22 protein-coding genes are annotated in these 14,661 nt (G+C 44.9%); 20 read left to right on the plus strand and 2 right to left on the minus strand.

Translation table 11 applies throughout. The features are described 5' to 3' along the window. Positions 1–50: 50 nt before the first annotated feature. From ABHN01_RS03515 to ABHN01_RS03600, 18 genes are all read left to right on the plus strand, one after another. Entirely contained in the window at positions 51–704 is a 654-nt protein-coding gene (locus tag ABHN01_RS03515; RefSeq protein ID WP_290402266.1) for an adenylate kinase, read from the plus strand. Beyond that, positions 701–1,447, plus strand: coding sequence for a type I methionyl aminopeptidase (gene map / locus ABHN01_RS03520; RefSeq protein WP_429874393.1), 747 nt, complete (start codon positions 701–703; stop codon positions 1,445–1,447). The genes ABHN01_RS03515 and map overlap by 4 nt, the downstream gene beginning before the upstream one ends. A gap of 14 nt (positions 1,448–1,461) precedes the next feature. After that, entirely contained in the window at positions 1,462–1,785 is a 324-nt protein-coding gene (locus ABHN01_RS03525) for a KOW motif-containing protein (RefSeq protein WP_429874394.1), read from the plus strand. Next, entirely contained in the window at positions 1,778–1,996 is a 219-nt protein-coding gene (gene infA / locus ABHN01_RS03530) for a translation initiation factor IF-1 (protein ID WP_007203527.1), read from the plus strand. Before ABHN01_RS03525 ends, infA begins: the two co-directional genes overlap by 8 nt. A gap of 34 nt (positions 1,997–2,030) precedes the next feature. Further along, positions 2,031–2,144, plus strand: a complete 114-nt coding sequence (gene rpmJ / locus ABHN01_RS03535) for a 50S ribosomal protein L36 (protein WP_007203526.1) — start codon at positions 2,031–2,033, stop codon at positions 2,142–2,144. 19 nt (positions 2,145–2,163) lie between these two features. Then, entirely contained in the window at positions 2,164–2,529 is a 366-nt protein-coding gene (rpsM, locus tag ABHN01_RS03540) for a 30S ribosomal protein S13 (protein WP_053356176.1), read from the plus strand. Between the two features lie 22 nt (positions 2,530–2,551). Beyond that, positions 2,552–2,947 (plus strand): 30S ribosomal protein S11, encoded by a 396-nt coding sequence (gene rpsK / locus ABHN01_RS03545; protein WP_429874395.1) that lies wholly within the window; start codon positions 2,552–2,554, stop codon positions 2,945–2,947. Between the two features lie 173 nt (positions 2,948–3,120). Next, positions 3,121–4,065 carry a DNA-directed RNA polymerase subunit alpha gene (locus tag ABHN01_RS03550; RefSeq protein ID WP_290402262.1) on the plus strand — a complete coding sequence of 315 codons (945 nt, stop codon included), beginning with the start codon at positions 3,121–3,123 and terminating at the stop codon, positions 4,063–4,065. 86 nt (positions 4,066–4,151) lie between these two features. Further along, positions 4,152–4,514, plus strand: coding sequence for a 50S ribosomal protein L17 (gene rplQ, locus ABHN01_RS03555; protein WP_061975721.1), 363 nt, complete (start codon positions 4,152–4,154; stop codon positions 4,512–4,514). Positions 4,515–4,650: 136 nt separating this feature from the next. After that, positions 4,651–5,526 (plus strand): energy-coupling factor ABC transporter ATP-binding protein, encoded by an 876-nt coding sequence (locus tag ABHN01_RS03560; protein WP_429874396.1) that lies wholly within the window; start codon positions 4,651–4,653, stop codon positions 5,524–5,526. Beyond that, positions 5,502–6,374 carry an energy-coupling factor ABC transporter ATP-binding protein gene (locus ABHN01_RS03565; RefSeq protein WP_290402260.1) on the plus strand — a complete coding sequence of 291 codons (873 nt, stop codon included), beginning with the start codon at positions 5,502–5,504 and terminating at the stop codon, positions 6,372–6,374. Before ABHN01_RS03560 ends, ABHN01_RS03565 begins: the two co-directional genes overlap by 25 nt. Next, complete coding sequence (locus ABHN01_RS03570; RefSeq protein ID WP_429874397.1) at positions 6,368–7,168, plus strand: energy-coupling factor transporter transmembrane component T family protein; 801 nt, start codon at positions 6,368–6,370, stop codon at positions 7,166–7,168. The genes ABHN01_RS03565 and ABHN01_RS03570 overlap by 7 nt, the downstream gene beginning before the upstream one ends. 19 nt (positions 7,169–7,187) lie before the next feature. Continuing rightward, a complete protein-coding gene (truA, locus tag ABHN01_RS03575; protein ID WP_429874398.1) occupies positions 7,188–7,925 on the plus strand; it encodes a tRNA pseudouridine(38-40) synthase TruA in 738 nt (245 codons plus the stop codon). 229 nt (positions 7,926–8,154) lie between these two features. After that, a complete protein-coding gene (gene rplM / locus ABHN01_RS03580; RefSeq protein ID WP_290402257.1) occupies positions 8,155–8,592 on the plus strand; it encodes a 50S ribosomal protein L13 in 438 nt (145 codons plus the stop codon). Positions 8,593–8,610: 18 nt separating this feature from the next. Continuing rightward, on the plus strand, positions 8,611–9,003 hold the full coding sequence (gene rpsI / locus ABHN01_RS03585) for a 30S ribosomal protein S9 (RefSeq protein WP_061975732.1): 393 nt from the start codon (positions 8,611–8,613) through the stop codon (positions 9,001–9,003). A 382-nt stretch (positions 9,004–9,385) separates the two neighbouring features. After that, positions 9,386–9,826, plus strand: a complete 441-nt coding sequence (locus tag ABHN01_RS03590) for a DUF2521 family protein (protein WP_290402256.1) — start codon at positions 9,386–9,388, stop codon at positions 9,824–9,826. A gap of 62 nt (positions 9,827–9,888) precedes the next feature. Next, the gene (cwlD, locus tag ABHN01_RS03595; protein WP_429874399.1) at positions 9,889–10,602 is read left to right on the plus strand and encodes an N-acetylmuramoyl-L-alanine amidase CwlD; all 714 of its coding nucleotides are present in this window, start codon (positions 9,889–9,891) and stop codon (positions 10,600–10,602) included. A gap of 112 nt (positions 10,603–10,714) precedes the next feature. Beyond that, positions 10,715–11,740: a P-loop NTPase gene (locus ABHN01_RS03600; protein WP_429874400.1), complete on the plus strand. Its 1,026-nt coding sequence runs from the start codon at positions 10,715–10,717 to the stop codon at positions 11,738–11,740. 40 nt (positions 11,741–11,780) lie between these two features. Here ABHN01_RS03600 and gerD read toward each other — a convergent pair whose 3' ends face one another. After that, positions 11,781–12,437: a spore germination lipoprotein GerD gene (gene gerD, locus ABHN01_RS03605; RefSeq protein ID WP_429874401.1), complete on the minus strand. Its 657-nt coding sequence runs from the start codon at positions 12,435–12,437 to the stop codon at positions 11,781–11,783. Positions 12,438–12,587: 150 nt separating this feature from the next. On the opposite strand from gerD, the gene ABHN01_RS03610 reads away from it, so the two are divergent. Continuing rightward, a complete protein-coding gene (locus tag ABHN01_RS03610) occupies positions 12,588–13,196 on the plus strand; it encodes a KinB-signaling pathway activation protein (RefSeq protein WP_429874402.1) in 609 nt (202 codons plus the stop codon). A 68-nt stretch (positions 13,197–13,264) separates the two neighbouring features. On the opposite strand, the gene pdaB is transcribed toward ABHN01_RS03610, so the two are convergent. Beyond that, entirely contained in the window at positions 13,265–14,026 is a 762-nt protein-coding gene (pdaB, locus tag ABHN01_RS03615; RefSeq protein ID WP_290402251.1) for a polysaccharide deacetylase family sporulation protein PdaB, read from the minus strand. A gap of 193 nt (positions 14,027–14,219) precedes the next feature. Between pdaB and ABHN01_RS03620 the strand changes: the two genes are divergently transcribed. Continuing rightward, positions 14,220–14,450 carry a hypothetical protein gene (locus tag ABHN01_RS03620; RefSeq protein ID WP_429874403.1) on the plus strand — a complete coding sequence of 77 codons (231 nt, stop codon included), beginning with the start codon at positions 14,220–14,222 and terminating at the stop codon, positions 14,448–14,450. Positions 14,451–14,661 lie beyond the last annotated feature (211 nt).

Below are 14,661 nucleotides of genomic sequence, written 5' to 3' on the forward strand. Positions count from 1 at the left end.
TCCCCAGCCCTCAGTCTATTGACTAGATTAGTGACGTATGGAGGGATTAGATGTATCTTGTATTAATGGGATTGCCTGGTGCCGGTAAAGGGACGCAGGCAGAACAAATTGTTGAGCAGTACGGAATTCCTCATATTTCTACTGGAGATATGTTTCGAGCAGCAATTAAAGAGGGTACGCCTCTCGGTCTGAAGGCAAAGTCATATATGGATTCCGGCAACTTGGTTCCGGATGATGTAACGATCGGAATTGTCCGTGAACGTCTTGCCAAAGATGACTGTGAAAAAGGATTCCTGCTTGATGGTTTTCCTCGTACTGTGGCTCAGGCTGAAGCGCTTGAGGAAATTCTTCAGGATTTAGACCGCCAGATTGATTATGTTCTCAATATTTCTGTTGATACAGAAAAATTGATGGCGCGACTGACTGGACGCCGGGTATGCCCGGTTTGCGGAGCCACTTATCATGTGATCTTCAATCCGCCAAAAGTGGATGGAAGATGTGACAAGGACGGCGCTGAATTGATTCAACGCAAAGACGATAATGAAGAAACAGTTCGTACCCGCTTAGAAGTAAACATGGAACAATCCAAACCTTTACTTGATTTCTACAAAGAAAAAGGTTACCTCAAGAACATTGACGGTGATCAGGAAATCCATAAAGTTTACACAGACATCAACAAACTTATTGGAGGATTGGCAAAATGATTATCTCCAAAACGCCGCGAGAGATAGAAATCATGCGGGAAGCAGGGAGAATCGTTGCCCTAACTCACCAAGAGTTAAAGAAACACATTAAACCTGGTGTGACAACGAAAGAACTGGATAACATTGCTGAGAAGTTTATTCGCAGCCAGGGTGCAATCCCTTCTTTCAAGGATTATAATGGATTTACGGGAAGCATCTGTACTTCCGTGAATGAAGAGCTTGTACATGGGATCCCAGGAAAGCGTGTATTAAACCATGGCGACATTATCTCTATAGATATTGGGGCGAAATACAAAGGCTACCACGGGGACTCAGCCTGGACGTATGGAGTCGGAGAGATTTCCGAGGAATCTCAAAGGCTTCTGGATGTAACTGAGCAATCTCTTTTCAAAGGATTGGAGAAAGCGAAGGCAGGTGCCAGACTAACGGACATTTCTCATGATATTCAAGTATTTGCAGAAGCTGAAGGGTTCTCTGTTGTACGGGAATATGTGGGTCATGGAGTCGGCCAGGAATTACATGAAGATCCACAGATTCCTCACTACGGACCGCCTGGAAAAGGGCCGATCCTGAAAAAAGGAATGGTATTGGCTGTTGAGCCGATGATCAATGCTGGATCTCGTTACGTTCGAACATTATCCGATAACTGGACGGTTGTCACAACGGATGGCAAATGGTGTGCTCACTTTGAACATACCATCGCTATTACGGAGGAAGGATACGAAATCTTAACAAAGATCTAAGTGAAGGTGATATAATGGTTAGCGATTCTGAATCGGCACCGCAAATAGGTCAGATGGTTCGAATCACAAAGGGAAGAGACGCTGAGAAATTAGGTGTCATTGTCAGTATCCTGGATGATCGTTTTGTGCTTGTCGCTGACGGCGATAAACGCAAATATGATCGCGCCAAACGTAAAAACCTGATTCACTTAGAACTTCTTGATTTTATTTCTCCGGAAGTTGCAAGAAGCATTCTTGAAACAGGCCGTGTAACTAATGGCAAACTACGGTACGCAGTAGCGAAGTTTTCCGACGAGAAAGTCATTGCTCTGAAGAAGGGAGACCATATCGATGGCTAAAGACGATGTAATTGAGGTAGAAGGTACGGTAATCGAACCACTGCCAAACGCCATGTTCCGTGTGGAGCTTGAGAATGGACATAAAATTCTGGCACACGTTTCTGGTAAGATCCGCATGCACTATATTCGGATATTGCCAGGAGATAAAGTAACCGTAGAATTGTCTCCATATGACTTATCACGTGGTCGTATAACGTATCGCTTTAAATAAAAATCGTACTCCGTGACATAAGGAGGTTTAAAAGATGAAGGTTAGACCATCAGTCAAACCCATTTGTGAAAAATGTAAAGTTATTCGTCGTAGAGGTACTGTAATGGTGATCTGCGAAAACCCGAAACACAAGCAAAAACAAGGTTAATCCAAGGAGGTGCTACATTATGGCACGTATTGCAGGAGTGGACGTTCCACGCGATAAGCGTATTGTCATTTCACTAACATATATCTTTGGAATCGGTAAAGCTAAAGCACAACAAGTTCTTGCTGAAGCTGGTGTATCTGAAGAAACTCGTGTTCGTGATCTTACAGAAGATGAATTAAACAAAATTCGTGAAGCAATCGACAAAATTAAAGTTGAAGGTGACCTTCGCCGTGAAGTGTCTCTTAACATTAAACGTCTAATTGAAATCGGCAGCTACCGTGGGATCCGCCACCGTCGCGGTCTTCCAGTTCGTGGTCAAAATACGAAGAACAACTCTCGTACTCGTAAAGGACCTCGTCGTACAGTAGCGAATAAGAAAAAGTAAGAGGTAAAGGAGGTAAACTCTAATGGCTAAGCAACGTAAAACTAATACACGTAAACGTCGTGTCAAAAAGAATGTCGAGTCTGGTATCGCGCATATCCGTTCTACTTTCAACAACACGATTATTACGATTACTGATACTCACGGGAATGCAATCTCTTGGGCTACATCTGGCCACCTGGGATTCAAAGGTTCTCGTAAATCAACTCCATTCGCAGCGCAAATGGCAGCTGAAACTGCTGGTAAAACTGCGATGGAAAATGGCATGAAAACACTAGAGGTTTCTGTTAAAGGCCCTGGTGCTGGCCGTGAAGCTGCAATCCGTGCCCTTCAAGCGGTAGGTTTAGAAGTAACAGCTATTCGCGATGTTACACCTGTTCCTCATAACGGATGCCGTCCTCCAAAACGCCGCCGCGTGTAACTTTAGTTACACTCTGCGGTATAAAGTATGCATAGCCTGTCTATAATGGGTATGTATACTATTAGTTTTGGTGAAGAACACTATTTAGTTGTTTAAGTCGGGAATGCCACTGGGGAATTTCGGCTGGGTACATGTCCGGTCGAGGTTCGACGTTTGAAGGAGGGTTTAGTTGAATGATCGAAATCGAAAAGCCAAGAATTGAAACGGTTGAAATCAGCGACGATGCCACATATGGAAAGTTTGTTGTTGAACCACTTGAACGTGGATATGGTACTACACTGGGCAACTCCTTACGTCGTATCCTATTATCCTCACTGCCTGGTGCAGCTGTTACATCGATTCAGATTAATGGAGTATTGCATGAATTCTCAACAGTTGAAGGTGTTGTAGAAGACGTTACTACGATCATCCTTAACTTGAAAAAGCTTGCAATGAAGATTTATTCTGATGAAGATAAAACATTGGAAATAGATGTACAAGGTGAGGGAGTCGTTACAGCTGGTGACATTACACATGACAGTGATGTGGAAATTTTGAATCCGGACCTTCATATTGCTACTCTTGCGGAAGGCGCTCATTTCCAAATGAAGCTGAATGCAAAGAGAGGCCGCGGTTATGTTCAAGCGGAAGGCAATAAGAGTGATGATCATCCAATCGGAGTCATTCCGGTCGATTCAATTTACACACCGATCTCACGTGTAAACTACCAGGTAGAAAATACCCGCGTTGGACAAGTGACCAACTATGACAAGCTTACATTTGACATTTGGACAGATGGAAGCATCCGTCCTGAAGAGGCAGTTTCTCTTGGAGCGAAGATCATTACCGAACATTTAAATATATTTGTCGGACTAACCGATCAAGCGCAAAAAGCGGAAATTATGGTTGAAAAAGAAGAAGACCAAAAAGAAAAAGTTCTTGAGATGACTATCGAAGAACTTGATCTTTCTGTTCGTTCTTACAACTGCCTAAAACGCGCTGGTATTAATACAGTTCAAGAACTTGCTAATAAATCAGAAGAAGACATGATGAAAGTTCGCAACCTCGGTAAGAAGTCTCTTGAAGAAGTTCAAGAAAAACTTGACGAGCTCGGACTTTCCTTACGTGCTGACGATTAATCTGACAGACTAGAATTTGCTTTTTCACAGGTGACTGTTCTTGCAACAGCCCCTGTTTGCAAAAAGCACAGAAGGAGGGAATAGACATGGCATACCAAAAGTTGGGTCGTGTTTCAGCTGTTCGCCGCGCAATGCTGCGTGACTTAGCAACTGACTTAATTATCAACGATCGTATCGAAACAACAGAAGCACGTGCGAAAGAAGTACGTAAATTTGTTGAAAAGATGATCACGCTTGGTAAGCGTGGAGACCTTCACGCACGCCGTCAAGCTGCAAGTTTCGTACGAAACGAAGTAGCTAACGAAGAATCAGGACAAAAGGCACTTCAAAAACTATTTAGTGACCTTGGACCTCGTTATGCTGAGCGTAATGGTGGTTACACTCGTATCGCTAAAATCGGTCCTCGCCGTGGTGACGGTGCACCAATGGTCATCATCGAATTAGTTTAATAGTGAATAAAGGGCGGGACAGGGTCGTAAAGATCGTTTCTTGCCCTTTTTTTATTTGTCCTCTTTTGGAGGGGGCAAGCAAATAAAAAAGAAAGCATCTTGAATCAGTGTCTGACACGTAAAGATGCATCTCGAAATGGTGTCAGGCACCAGAGCTGAGGGGGAGAATAGCGTGAAGGAACTGATATCGGTCAATAATGTTTCCTTCCAGTACCCGAGTGAGGAGAAAACCACGCTGGCGGATTTAAGCCTCTCGGTGTACCAAGGAGAATGGCTGGCGATCGTCGGCCATAACGGGTCCGGAAAGTCTACACTGGCTAAATTGCTCAATGGGCTGCTTCTGCCTTCTTCAGGAGAGATCAAGGTAGAGGATTACACGACAACGAATGAACAAGAACTATGGGAAATCAGAAGACGGGTAGGCATCGTTTTTCAAAATCCGGACAACCAGTTCGTCGGGACGAGCGTCAGAGACGATGTGGCATTCGGATTGGAAAACTTCGGTGTACCCCGTGCGGAGATGATTTCTCGAATTGAGCAAAGCATACAGCGAGTTAAGATGCAGGAATTTATTGAGAGTGAGCCTCACCATCTTTCAGGCGGGCAAAAGCAGCGTGTCGCCATTGCCGGCATCATTGCCCAAAGGCCGTCCATCATCATCTTGGATGAAGCGACATCCATGCTGGACCCAATGGGCAGGAAAGAAGTAATCGACACAGTGAAACAGCTGAACGAGGAAGAGGGGATTACCGTTATCTCCATCACGCATGATCTGGAAGAGGCGGTCCGCGCAGACCGGGTCATCGTCATGAAGCAAGGCTCCATCCTCACGACGGGCAGTCCAAGGGAAGTATTCCAGAACGAGGCGTTATTGCTGGATGCCGGCCTGGATCTGCCGTTCTCCCTTAAACTCGGATTGGCATTGAAAGAAAACGGTATAGACATAAAAGAACAACATTTAACACAGGAAGAGCTGGTGGGTGCATTATGGACATTAAAATCAACAACCTGACCCATCGCTACAAGCCCGGGACGCCTTTTGAGCGGCTTGCTCTGAAGGATGTTAATCTATCAGTACCATCGGGCTGTTTCCTCGCTGTCATCGGCCATACGGGCTCTGGGAAGTCGACGCTTATCCAGCACCTCAATGGCTTGCTGAAGCCTTCTGAAGGGACGATACAGGTAGGAGATCTAACGATAGCCGCCAATGAGAAAAAGAAACAGCTTAAGGCACTTCGCAAAAGGGTAGGCATCGTTTTTCAATATCCGGAGCATCAGTTATTTGATGAAACGGTTGAGAAGGATGTCATGTTCGGTCCGATGAATTTTGGAGAGAGTGAAGAAGCAGCAAGAAAAACGGCTCGGGAGATGGTTAAGCTGGTCGGGCTTCCGGATGAAGTACTGCAAAAGTCACCGTTTGACCTTAGCGGCGGACAGATGCGGCGGGTTGCAATCGCGGGTGTTCTGGCGATGCAGCCCGATGTACTGATCCTGGACGAACCAACAGCGGGTCTTGATCCAAAGGGCCGTAAAGAAATTATGGATTTGTTCCGTGCCCTTCATGATCAGCGGAACATGACGACCATCCTTGTTACCCATTCCATGGAGGATGCTGCATATTATGCCGACCGGATCGTCGTGATGGATAAAGGTGCAACCTATCTTGAAGGCACGCCATCGCAAATCTTTGAAAAACGGGATGAGCTCCAGGCGGTTGGCCTGGACGTACCGGAAACCGTGCAGTTTTTGCTCAAATGGCAGGAACTGACGAAACAATCGGTGAAACTCTCCTCTTTTACGATTGAAGAAACAGCGAAAGCGATCGCAGCTGACTTCAGAAAAGGAGGGCCATCATGCTAGATAACGTAATCATCGGCCAGTATATCCCAGGCCGTTCCGTCATTCACAAGATGGACCCGCGTGCTAAGCTGTTGAGCATCTTTTTATATATCATTATTGTCTTTCTGGCTAACAACTGGCTGACCTATGCCCTTCTCGGCATTTTTGCAGTCGCCTCTGTGCTTTCATCTCAAGTGTCGCTCCGTTATATCTATAAAGGGCTTAAACCCATTTTTCTTATTGTCATTTTTACATTCATCCTTCATATCCTGATGACCAAACAAGGTGAGGTTATCTACGGTCTGGGTTGGCTGAAGATTTACGAAGGCGGGTTGAAGCAAGGGGTATTTATATCTCTTCGTCTCGTTTATCTCGTGGTCATCACTTCATTGCTGACACTTACGACTACGCCGATCGATATAACAGACGGCCTTGAATACTTGCTGGCACCTTTTAAAAAAATCAAGCTGCCTGTCCATGAGTTTGCTCTCATGATGTCTATTTCTCTTCGCTTCATTCCTACACTTCTGCAGGAAACTGAGAAAATCATGAAGGCGCAAATGGCCCGTGGTGCAGAGTTTACAGCCGGTCCTGTAAAAGAGCGGGTCAAAGCGTTTGTTCCGCTGCTGGTTCCTTTGTTCATCTCATCCTTTAAACGTGCGGAGGACTTGGCTCTCGCTATGGAAGCACGCGGCTACCGGGGAGGAGAAGGCAGGACGAGGCTCCGCATTCTGGAATGGAAATTAAGGGATACAGCCGCTCTGCTCATCCTGCTCGCATTAGCCGCTGTACTTTTTGTATTCCGAACCCATTAATCTTAAGGGAGTTTGATCTATGCAGCGCTGGAAAGCAACCGTAAGTTATGATGGCACCTTGTTTGCAGGCTATCAGGTGCAGCCGGAAGGACGAACGGTACAAAGTGAGATAGAACGAAGCCTTGCTAAAATGCATAAAGGCGGAGAACTCCGTATCTCCGCTTCTGGCAGGACAGATGCAGGAGTCCATGCGATTGGACAGGTGTTCCACTTTGACAGCTCGCTGGCCATTGCTCCTGACCGCTGGGAGAAAGCATTGAATGCGCTGCTGCCAGGTGATATCCGCATCACCGAAGTTGAAGCGGCTGCTCCCGATTTTCATGCACGATTCAGTGCCAAGAAAAAGGAGTATCATTACCGGCTTTTGACCTGCCCGCAGCCTGATGTTTTCCGCCGGAACTATGCCTATCATTTTCCTTATTCTTTGGACCATGGGGCTTTAGAAGACGGGATGAGGATGTTTTTGGGTACTCATGACTTCACATCGTTTTCCTCTGCGCGTTCCGCTGTTGAGGACAAGATACGCACCATCTACAGCTTTCAGATGGAAACGTCGAATGACGAGATTCTTTTTAAAGTGAGTGGGAGCGGGTTTCTGTATAATATGGTCCGGATCATGATCGGTACACTTCTCGATGTCGGACAGGGCCGGATCAAGCCGCAGGAAATCGGAGAGATGCTGAAGAAAAAGGACAGGAGCGCTGCCGGAAAAACCGCTCCGCCACACGGATTGTACTTTTATCAAGTGACCTATTAATGCTCTAAAAAAATCACCTGATAAATTTCGCGACACACTTGACATCGTTGTTTATATGTTATAAGATATTCTTTGGTATTTCTAAGATTATCTCCCTGCCCCGGAAGATAATTCGGTGAAATGTTTAGTAATTCAAAAATGTTCAGCGAACCGTAATTTACTGTGAGTTTGGACAGCATTCATAAAAAATTGAGCGATTTAGCGAATGAAGATACAGGAGGGAAAATTCATGCGTACGACATTCATGGCGAAAGCTTCTGAAGTAGAACGTAAATGGTTATTGATCGACGCTGAAGGCAAGACATTAGGTCGCCTAGCAAGTGAAGTTGCTTCAATCCTTCGCGGGAAACACAAGCCAACTTTCACACCACACGTTGACACTGGGGATCACGTTATCCTTATCAACGCTGAGAAAATTCACCTTACAGGTAAAAAGTTAAGTGACAAGATTTACTACCGTCACACTGGACACCCAGGTGGACTTCGTACAAGAACTGCATTAGAAATGCGTACAACTCGTCCTGAGCAAATGCTTGAACTGGCGATCAAAGGTATGCTTCCTAAGAACAGCCTTGGCCGTCAAATGATCAAAAAGCTTCACGTATATGCGGGAGCTGAGCACCAACATCAAGCACAAAAGCCAGAAAAATACGAATTACGCGGATAATAAAAGGGAGGTATTCACGTGGCACAAGTACAATATTACGGTACTGGGCGTCGTAAGCACTCCGTTGCTCGCGTACGTTTAGTTCCTGGTGATGGCCGTATCGTAATCAACGGTCGCAGCATTGACGAATATTTCGGTTTAGAAACATTAAAACTTATCGTAAGACAGCCCCTTAACGAAACAGCTACAGAAGGCAACTACGATGTTCTTGTAACTGTTCAGGGTGGAGGATATACAGGACAAGCAGGAGCGATCCGTCATGGTATCTCTCGCGCTCTTCTACAAGCTGATCCTGAGTTCCGCGGCAACCTTAAAGCTGCTGGATTCTTGACTCGTGACGCTCGTATGAAAGAACGTAAGAAATACGGTCTTAAAGGCGCTCGTCGTGCACCACAGTTCTCAAAACGTTAATTCTCAACGTTTCAAAGGCTCTCAACCATTTTGGTTGGGGGTCTTTTTTGTTGTTCCGGTTTAAACGGTCGTTTAATTTCTTTTCAGCGGTTAGGCAAGGAAACGATCGGTTCTGTGGGTAAACTAACTAAAACGGTGAGTAAGAAACAAATATCCGTGAGTAAGTTGTGCAAAACCGTGAGTAACCTTGGTCAAACCGTGAGTAACAGTAACAAAACGGTGAGTAAAAAAATTAGTTTGCTTCGAAATCAACTTTTCAGCTTTTTTTCCCATCATTTACGCAGGATGATGCTTCCCTTTTTTGCAAAAGATGTAGGTAAGGGTGAACCCAATTCTAAATAGATATAGTGATTGGCGCATCTGCGCGGGAAGAGGATAAACGATGGCGATTGTGATTACAACATTTAGGGAGAAGCAGCGTACGAAAAAAGCGGAATATGAAAGAAAAGTGCTGCGGGATCTTTCTCTGGGAAAGATCAAGAAGGAATTTCAAAGCCTTTACCAGCCGTTCTTTCAATATTCTTTACTGTATCAGCAGGACATTGAAGACGCCTGCATCGATCTGGCGATTGATGCCTACTTGCTTGGAGCGGCGTACAGCCGGTTTGCGTATCACGGGGAATCGCTTGAGGGCATTAAGAAACGCAGCCAGCAGGGAGAAAAAGAACTGACGGACAGCCTGTTCGAATATTGGCAGTTCTGGTGCTGGGGAACAGAACAGATGATGGAGTCTTTGTACATGTGCTGTGAAGTGTATATCCAGCATTGGTGGATGGAAGGATATTGGAACGGAGAGAAAAGATACAGAATGAAGCTGCATTAAGTTATATTCATCATCTTGTCCCATATATATAGACATATAAGTCTGTTGATTAGGGGGCAAAAATGAAGAGACGGGTGAAGCAAGTTACCTTTACCTTAGGTTTTACCCTTCTGTTATTTATCTTAACGTTTCAGTTTTCCGAAAACCGGTCATGGAAACCATGGAGCCTTCCGTTATCAGGGAAAGTCATTGTGCTTGATCCGGGACACGGCGGAATGGATGGCGGGGCAGTTGGAAGCGATGGTGTGCTCGAAAAGGACATCTCATTGGATATATCGCTTAAACTGAGGGATTATTTGCAGGAATGCGGGGCTCTTGTGATTATGACGAGAGAAAGAGATAAGGATTTAAGCGGCAGAGACTCTGGGCGAATCCGAGCCCGAAAATGGGATGATCTAAAAAAACGCAAAGAAATTATCAATAGCTCCAACGGGGATTTATATGTAAGTATCCATTTAAATGCGTTGCCTTCCTCAAGATGGAGGGGAGCACAAGTATTTTTCAATCCCGCTGATAAAGGTGGGGAAGCAGCGTCAAAATTTATTCAGAACGAGTTGAAGCGCAACCTTCAGAACACAAACCGTATTGCCAAGTCCATTGATGGGATCTATTTAATGCGGACGAGCAAACTGCCGGCCACCCTGGTTGAGGTGGGCTTTTTATCCAACCCGAGTGAGCGGGATCTGCTGAAAACAAAGTCTTATCAGCAGAAAGTGTCGGCGTCCATTTACCAAGGCATCTTACGCTACTATACAAAAGAAAAAGTACCTGATTAAGGTGTGAGCCTCTGGCTTACACCTTTTTGCATCTGATTCTACGAAAAAAGCCTTTTATGCTATACTGAATATGAAAATGAAATCGAATATATGCCGAAGGAAGTGTCTTACCATGACAGAAGAGAAAGTAATTGAACTTTTATCTCATATTCAAGACCCTTTTCTACATAAAAGCCTGACAGAATCAGGGGCCATACAAGAAATAAAAGTAAAGGAACGTTATGTAAGCTTAAAGGTGGCTCTGCCTCAAACAGGCACTCCTGAACAGATGATGCTTCAGCAGGAGATTGTTAATGTTCTAAAAGGAGCAGGGTTTGAGTCAGTTGGCCTCCGCTTCGAACAGCGCAAATCTGCTCAGGGAAGCCAGAATGCGGCGCCTGCGCTGCTCGCTCCGGAAAGCAAAACAGAATTTATCGCGATCGCCTCGGGTAAAGGCGGTGTAGGAAAATCAACAGTATCAGTCAACCTGGCTGTTGCCCTGGCCCGTCTCGGCAAAAAGGTAGGTCTGATCGATGCGGATATCTACGGATTCAGTGTTCCGGATATGATGGGGATTACAGAACGTCCAAAAGTAGTGGGCGAAACGATTCAGCCGGTTGAGCGTTTTGGCGTAAAAGTTATTTCCATGGCGTTCTTCGTAGAAGACAATGCCCCGGTGATCTGGCGTGGACCCATGCTCGGGAAGATGCTGATGAACTTCTTTAGTGAAGTCGAGTGGGGGGACCTTGACTATGTTTTGCTGGATCTGCCCCCGGGAACTGGAGATGTGGCGCTAGATGTGCATAAGATGCTGCCGAAATGCAAAGAAATCATCGTTACGACACCGCATGCCACAGCAGCGTTCGTTGCAGCAAGAGCAGGCACAATGGCATTAAAAACGGATCATGAAATCATCGGTGTTATCGAAAACATGGCCTTTTTTGAGAGCCGGCTGACCGGAGAAAAAGAATATGTATTCGGTAAGGGCGGCGGAGAGCGCCTTTCTGAAGAGCTTGGAATTCCAATGCTTGGCCAGCTTCCACTCGGACAGCCTGATATCAACGAAGATGATTTTGCACCTAGCGTCTATGCTGCCGATCATCGCCTTGGAAGGGCGTATGAAGATATTGCCCGAAAAGTCATCGACCAAGTAAAATAAATGAAAACCTCGTACTGCATCCAGTACGAGGTTTTTTCGATTATTGGCCGCCGCCTCCGCCGCCTCCGCCGCCTCCGCCGCCCTGCTGTTGTTGCTGCTGCTGCCCGCCGCCTTGCTGTCCTTTCTTGGATGCAGCCTGGTCAATTTCATCATGTGCTGCTTTTTGCAGCATTTGTGATATTTGGGCACGCACAATCGGGCTGTCGAAGGTTTCCAACATCACTTTCTTTACTTCTTTACGATATTGAGGGGAATTCGCAAGGTCCAATAATGCTTGACCCATTTTGGGATCTTTCATAATGTTCATGATCTGTTGCTGATAGGCAGGGTCTTTCATTAGGCCTTTCATTAATTTTTCATGTTCTGGCTTCATGCTTTTTGCATAGGCTGAAGCAAATTTCGGGTCCTTAAAGGCTTGCTTCCAAAATTGTTCGCCTTTCGGAGATAAAAGTTCTTTCTCTATTGTCTGTTTGATTAATGCTTGATCCAGCAATAGCTGCTCTTTCATTTTTTCATCAGATAGCACATCTTTAATGGCCTTTTTGCCGTCATCTGTTTTTAATATATCCACGAGCATCTTTTTTGTTGCATCATAATCGATGTTCTGGTTATTGCTTCCTTGTGCTTCATTTTGCGCACAGGCGCTTAGGGCAAAAAGAAGAAAACAGAAGAGACAGGGGATCCACGCTTTTTTCACGTCTGCTCCTTCTCCTTTCTATTAGGTCTTACCTTTAGGGTGGGTGATTTATGAAGATTTATGCAGAACAAATATAGGAAAACAGTATGGCTTTTTTTGGGGAGGATTGGTACAATCGATAACGGTTACATTCGGATTGGAGGCAATCACGTGAAGTCAAGAAACTGGGTCTTTTTATTTTTAACCACGTTGCTCTTAGGAATTGGCTGTGCGATTGTGGCGGGTTTGATCTCACAATTTCCGCAAAGCGGGGGTGTGAAAGAATTTTTCATTTATATACTCGGTCTTGTTGGCTTTGGCGCATTGTTCAGCGTGTTCAGCCAGATGGGCTTTTTTGCTTATTTAACGGTTCACCGGTTCGGTTTAGGGATATTTAAATCACAGTCCCTCTGGAATGGTGTACAGATCGTCCTTATTATCGTTGTACTTTTTGACTTGTTTTATTTGCGGTATACCGCCTTTCATAAAGCGGGACAAAGTCTTGTATCCTACAGCATGATCCCGATCGGATTGCTGGTTCTTGGACTGGCTGTGGCTTATATTAAACAAAAGCAAACGAATAAGGGAGCCTTTGTCCCCACACTCTTCTTTATCGTTGTCGTCACGACGATGGAATGGGTCCCCGTTTTAAAAACAAATGCCCCGAGTGCCATGTGGATGGCGTTCGCCGCGCTCGGTGCCTGCAATATTTATCAGATTCTGATGCTGCACCGTCTTATTAGTGAGAATGCAGGAGCAAAATCAAAAACTTCCGCTTAAAAAGTCGGAAGCCTTGGATTACAGATATTAAATTCAGCTTCCGCTATGGCGGAAGTTTTTTTATGATTTCAATGGACCTCCTGGCTGTGAGCCTGAGTGTTGGCTATCATTTCACCGACGCTCACAAAGGAAAAGCCTTCTGATTTTAATTTACTGATGATTTCTGGAAGGGCTTTATGTGTCTGTTTCACGGAATCAGACGCATGAAGGAGAAGAATATCACCCGGCTTTACATGATCCGTTGCATTTTGAACGATTTCATCGACTCCGGGATTTTTCCAGTCTTTCGTATCGATGCTCCAATGTACGACGGAATGGTGTGTCCTTTCCGAAATCTCAAGTACGCGTTTATCAAAATTTCCGTTGGGCGGACGCAGCAGAGACGTTGTTTTACCCGACACTTTTTTTATTTTTTCCTGTGCGATTAAGATGTCTCTTCGAATTTGCGGATCTTTCCAATCGGTGTAGTTCTTGTATTGATAGCCGAGACTGGCGACCTCATGGCCGTCTTTTACGATCCGTTCCATTATTTCAGGATGTCTTTCCGCCCACGCGGCAGAAACAAAGAAGGTGCAATTTTTGATTTCTTGTTTCTTCAGGACGTCCAGGATAGGAAGAGCTCTTTTGTCTCCCCAGCTGATATCAAACGTCAGCGCGACTTTGTTGCCCTTCTCCTCACCTTTATAAATGGCCCGGGGCCCATTCTTGGATGAAAACACAGATAATTGCTCTTGTCCCATAAATGCAAGTGAAGCGGCAAAGAAAGCAGCAAACACAACGACCATATACTGCTTCACTTTTTTACCGTTTACGATCATGAAAAACTTCATACCGTCCCCCCTAATCTGTATACTAAGCCGAACCTTTTTTCTGTCTCCTGAGCCAGAGCTGTCTAAAAAATATATATGTCGAGAGAGGACGAGATAGACCACAGACAGGGAAGGGCTTTTTATATACATAGAAGAATAAGGGAGCGGGAACGATAGCTTAGAACAAAAAATAAAGGAAAGCTATGGTGGTCGAATGAGTCGAATGATAGGCTTAATGCTGAATCTTACGGAAGCAAAGGAATTCGAGTATCTGTTGAAAAAAGAAATGGAAGACCTCTTATTCGATCTGCAGGATAACAGGCTGGATAAGTTGGTGATAAAGGTGATGGAAGAAAGGTATCAGGTTCTTTTTAAACTGTTTTCCAGGCTTGCTGCGCCTGCAGAATGCACCCGGTTCTGCAGAAGGAAACAAAGCCATACTTAAGGTTTATTCCATTGAACTCTTTTTTTAAAAAATAAAGTGTTGACACTCGAAATCAATACATGGTATATTATTTCTTGTCGCCACGAAACGGTGATGGGCAACGAAAAAACAACAAAAATAATTGTTGACATGATGGTTGCAAAAATGGTATAGTATGAAAGTCGCCAAAACGAGCGGCACAAACAAAATGCTCTTTGAAAACCAAACAAAA

The organism is Fictibacillus sp. NRS-1165 (assembly GCF_050468105.1).
Lineage (GTDB): Bacteria > Bacillota > Bacilli > Bacillales > Fictibacillaceae > Fictibacillus_C > Fictibacillus_C terrinigri.

Excerpts from the sequence above, each read along its gene's own strand:
- ABHN01_RS03515 (WP_290402266.1), top strand. The coding sequence starts at position 51 with ATGTATCTTGTATTAATGGGATTGCCTGGTGCCGGTAAAGGGACGCAG.
- map (WP_429874393.1), top strand. The coding sequence starts at position 701 with ATGATTATCTCCAAAACGCCGCGAGAGATAGAAATCATGCGGGAAGCA.
- ABHN01_RS03525 (WP_429874394.1), top strand. The coding sequence starts at position 1,462 with ATGGTTAGCGATTCTGAATCGGCACCGCAAATAGGTCAGATGGTTCGA.
- infA (WP_007203527.1), top strand. The coding sequence starts at position 1,778 with ATGGCTAAAGACGATGTAATTGAGGTAGAAGGTACGGTAATCGAACCA.
- rpmJ (WP_007203526.1), top strand. The coding sequence starts at position 2,031 with ATGAAGGTTAGACCATCAGTCAAACCCATTTGTGAAAAATGTAAAGTT.
- rpsM (WP_053356176.1), top strand. The coding sequence starts at position 2,164 with ATGGCACGTATTGCAGGAGTGGACGTTCCACGCGATAAGCGTATTGTC.
- rpsK (WP_429874395.1), top strand. The coding sequence starts at position 2,552 with ATGGCTAAGCAACGTAAAACTAATACACGTAAACGTCGTGTCAAAAAG.
- ABHN01_RS03550 (WP_290402262.1), top strand. The coding sequence starts at position 3,121 with ATGATCGAAATCGAAAAGCCAAGAATTGAAACGGTTGAAATCAGCGAC.
- rplQ (WP_061975721.1), top strand. The coding sequence starts at position 4,152 with ATGGCATACCAAAAGTTGGGTCGTGTTTCAGCTGTTCGCCGCGCAATG.
- ABHN01_RS03560 (WP_429874396.1), top strand. The coding sequence starts at position 4,651 with ATGGTGTCAGGCACCAGAGCTGAGGGGGAGAATAGCGTGAAGGAACTG.
- ABHN01_RS03565 (WP_290402260.1), top strand. The coding sequence starts at position 5,502 with ATGGACATTAAAATCAACAACCTGACCCATCGCTACAAGCCCGGGACG.
- ABHN01_RS03570 (WP_429874397.1), top strand. The coding sequence starts at position 6,368 with ATGCTAGATAACGTAATCATCGGCCAGTATATCCCAGGCCGTTCCGTC.
- truA (WP_429874398.1), top strand. The coding sequence starts at position 7,188 with ATGCAGCGCTGGAAAGCAACCGTAAGTTATGATGGCACCTTGTTTGCA.
- rplM (WP_290402257.1), top strand. The coding sequence starts at position 8,155 with ATGCGTACGACATTCATGGCGAAAGCTTCTGAAGTAGAACGTAAATGG.
- ABHN01_RS03590 (WP_290402256.1), top strand. The coding sequence starts at position 9,386 with ATGGCGATTGTGATTACAACATTTAGGGAGAAGCAGCGTACGAAAAAA.
- cwlD (WP_429874399.1), top strand. The coding sequence starts at position 9,889 with ATGAAGAGACGGGTGAAGCAAGTTACCTTTACCTTAGGTTTTACCCTT.
- ABHN01_RS03600 (WP_429874400.1), top strand. The coding sequence starts at position 10,715 with ATGACAGAAGAGAAAGTAATTGAACTTTTATCTCATATTCAAGACCCT.
- pdaB (WP_290402251.1), bottom strand. The coding sequence starts at position 14,026 with ATGAAGTTTTTCATGATCGTAAACGGTAAAAAAGTGAAGCAGTATATG.
- ABHN01_RS03620 (WP_429874403.1), top strand. The coding sequence starts at position 14,220 with ATGAGTCGAATGATAGGCTTAATGCTGAATCTTACGGAAGCAAAGGAA.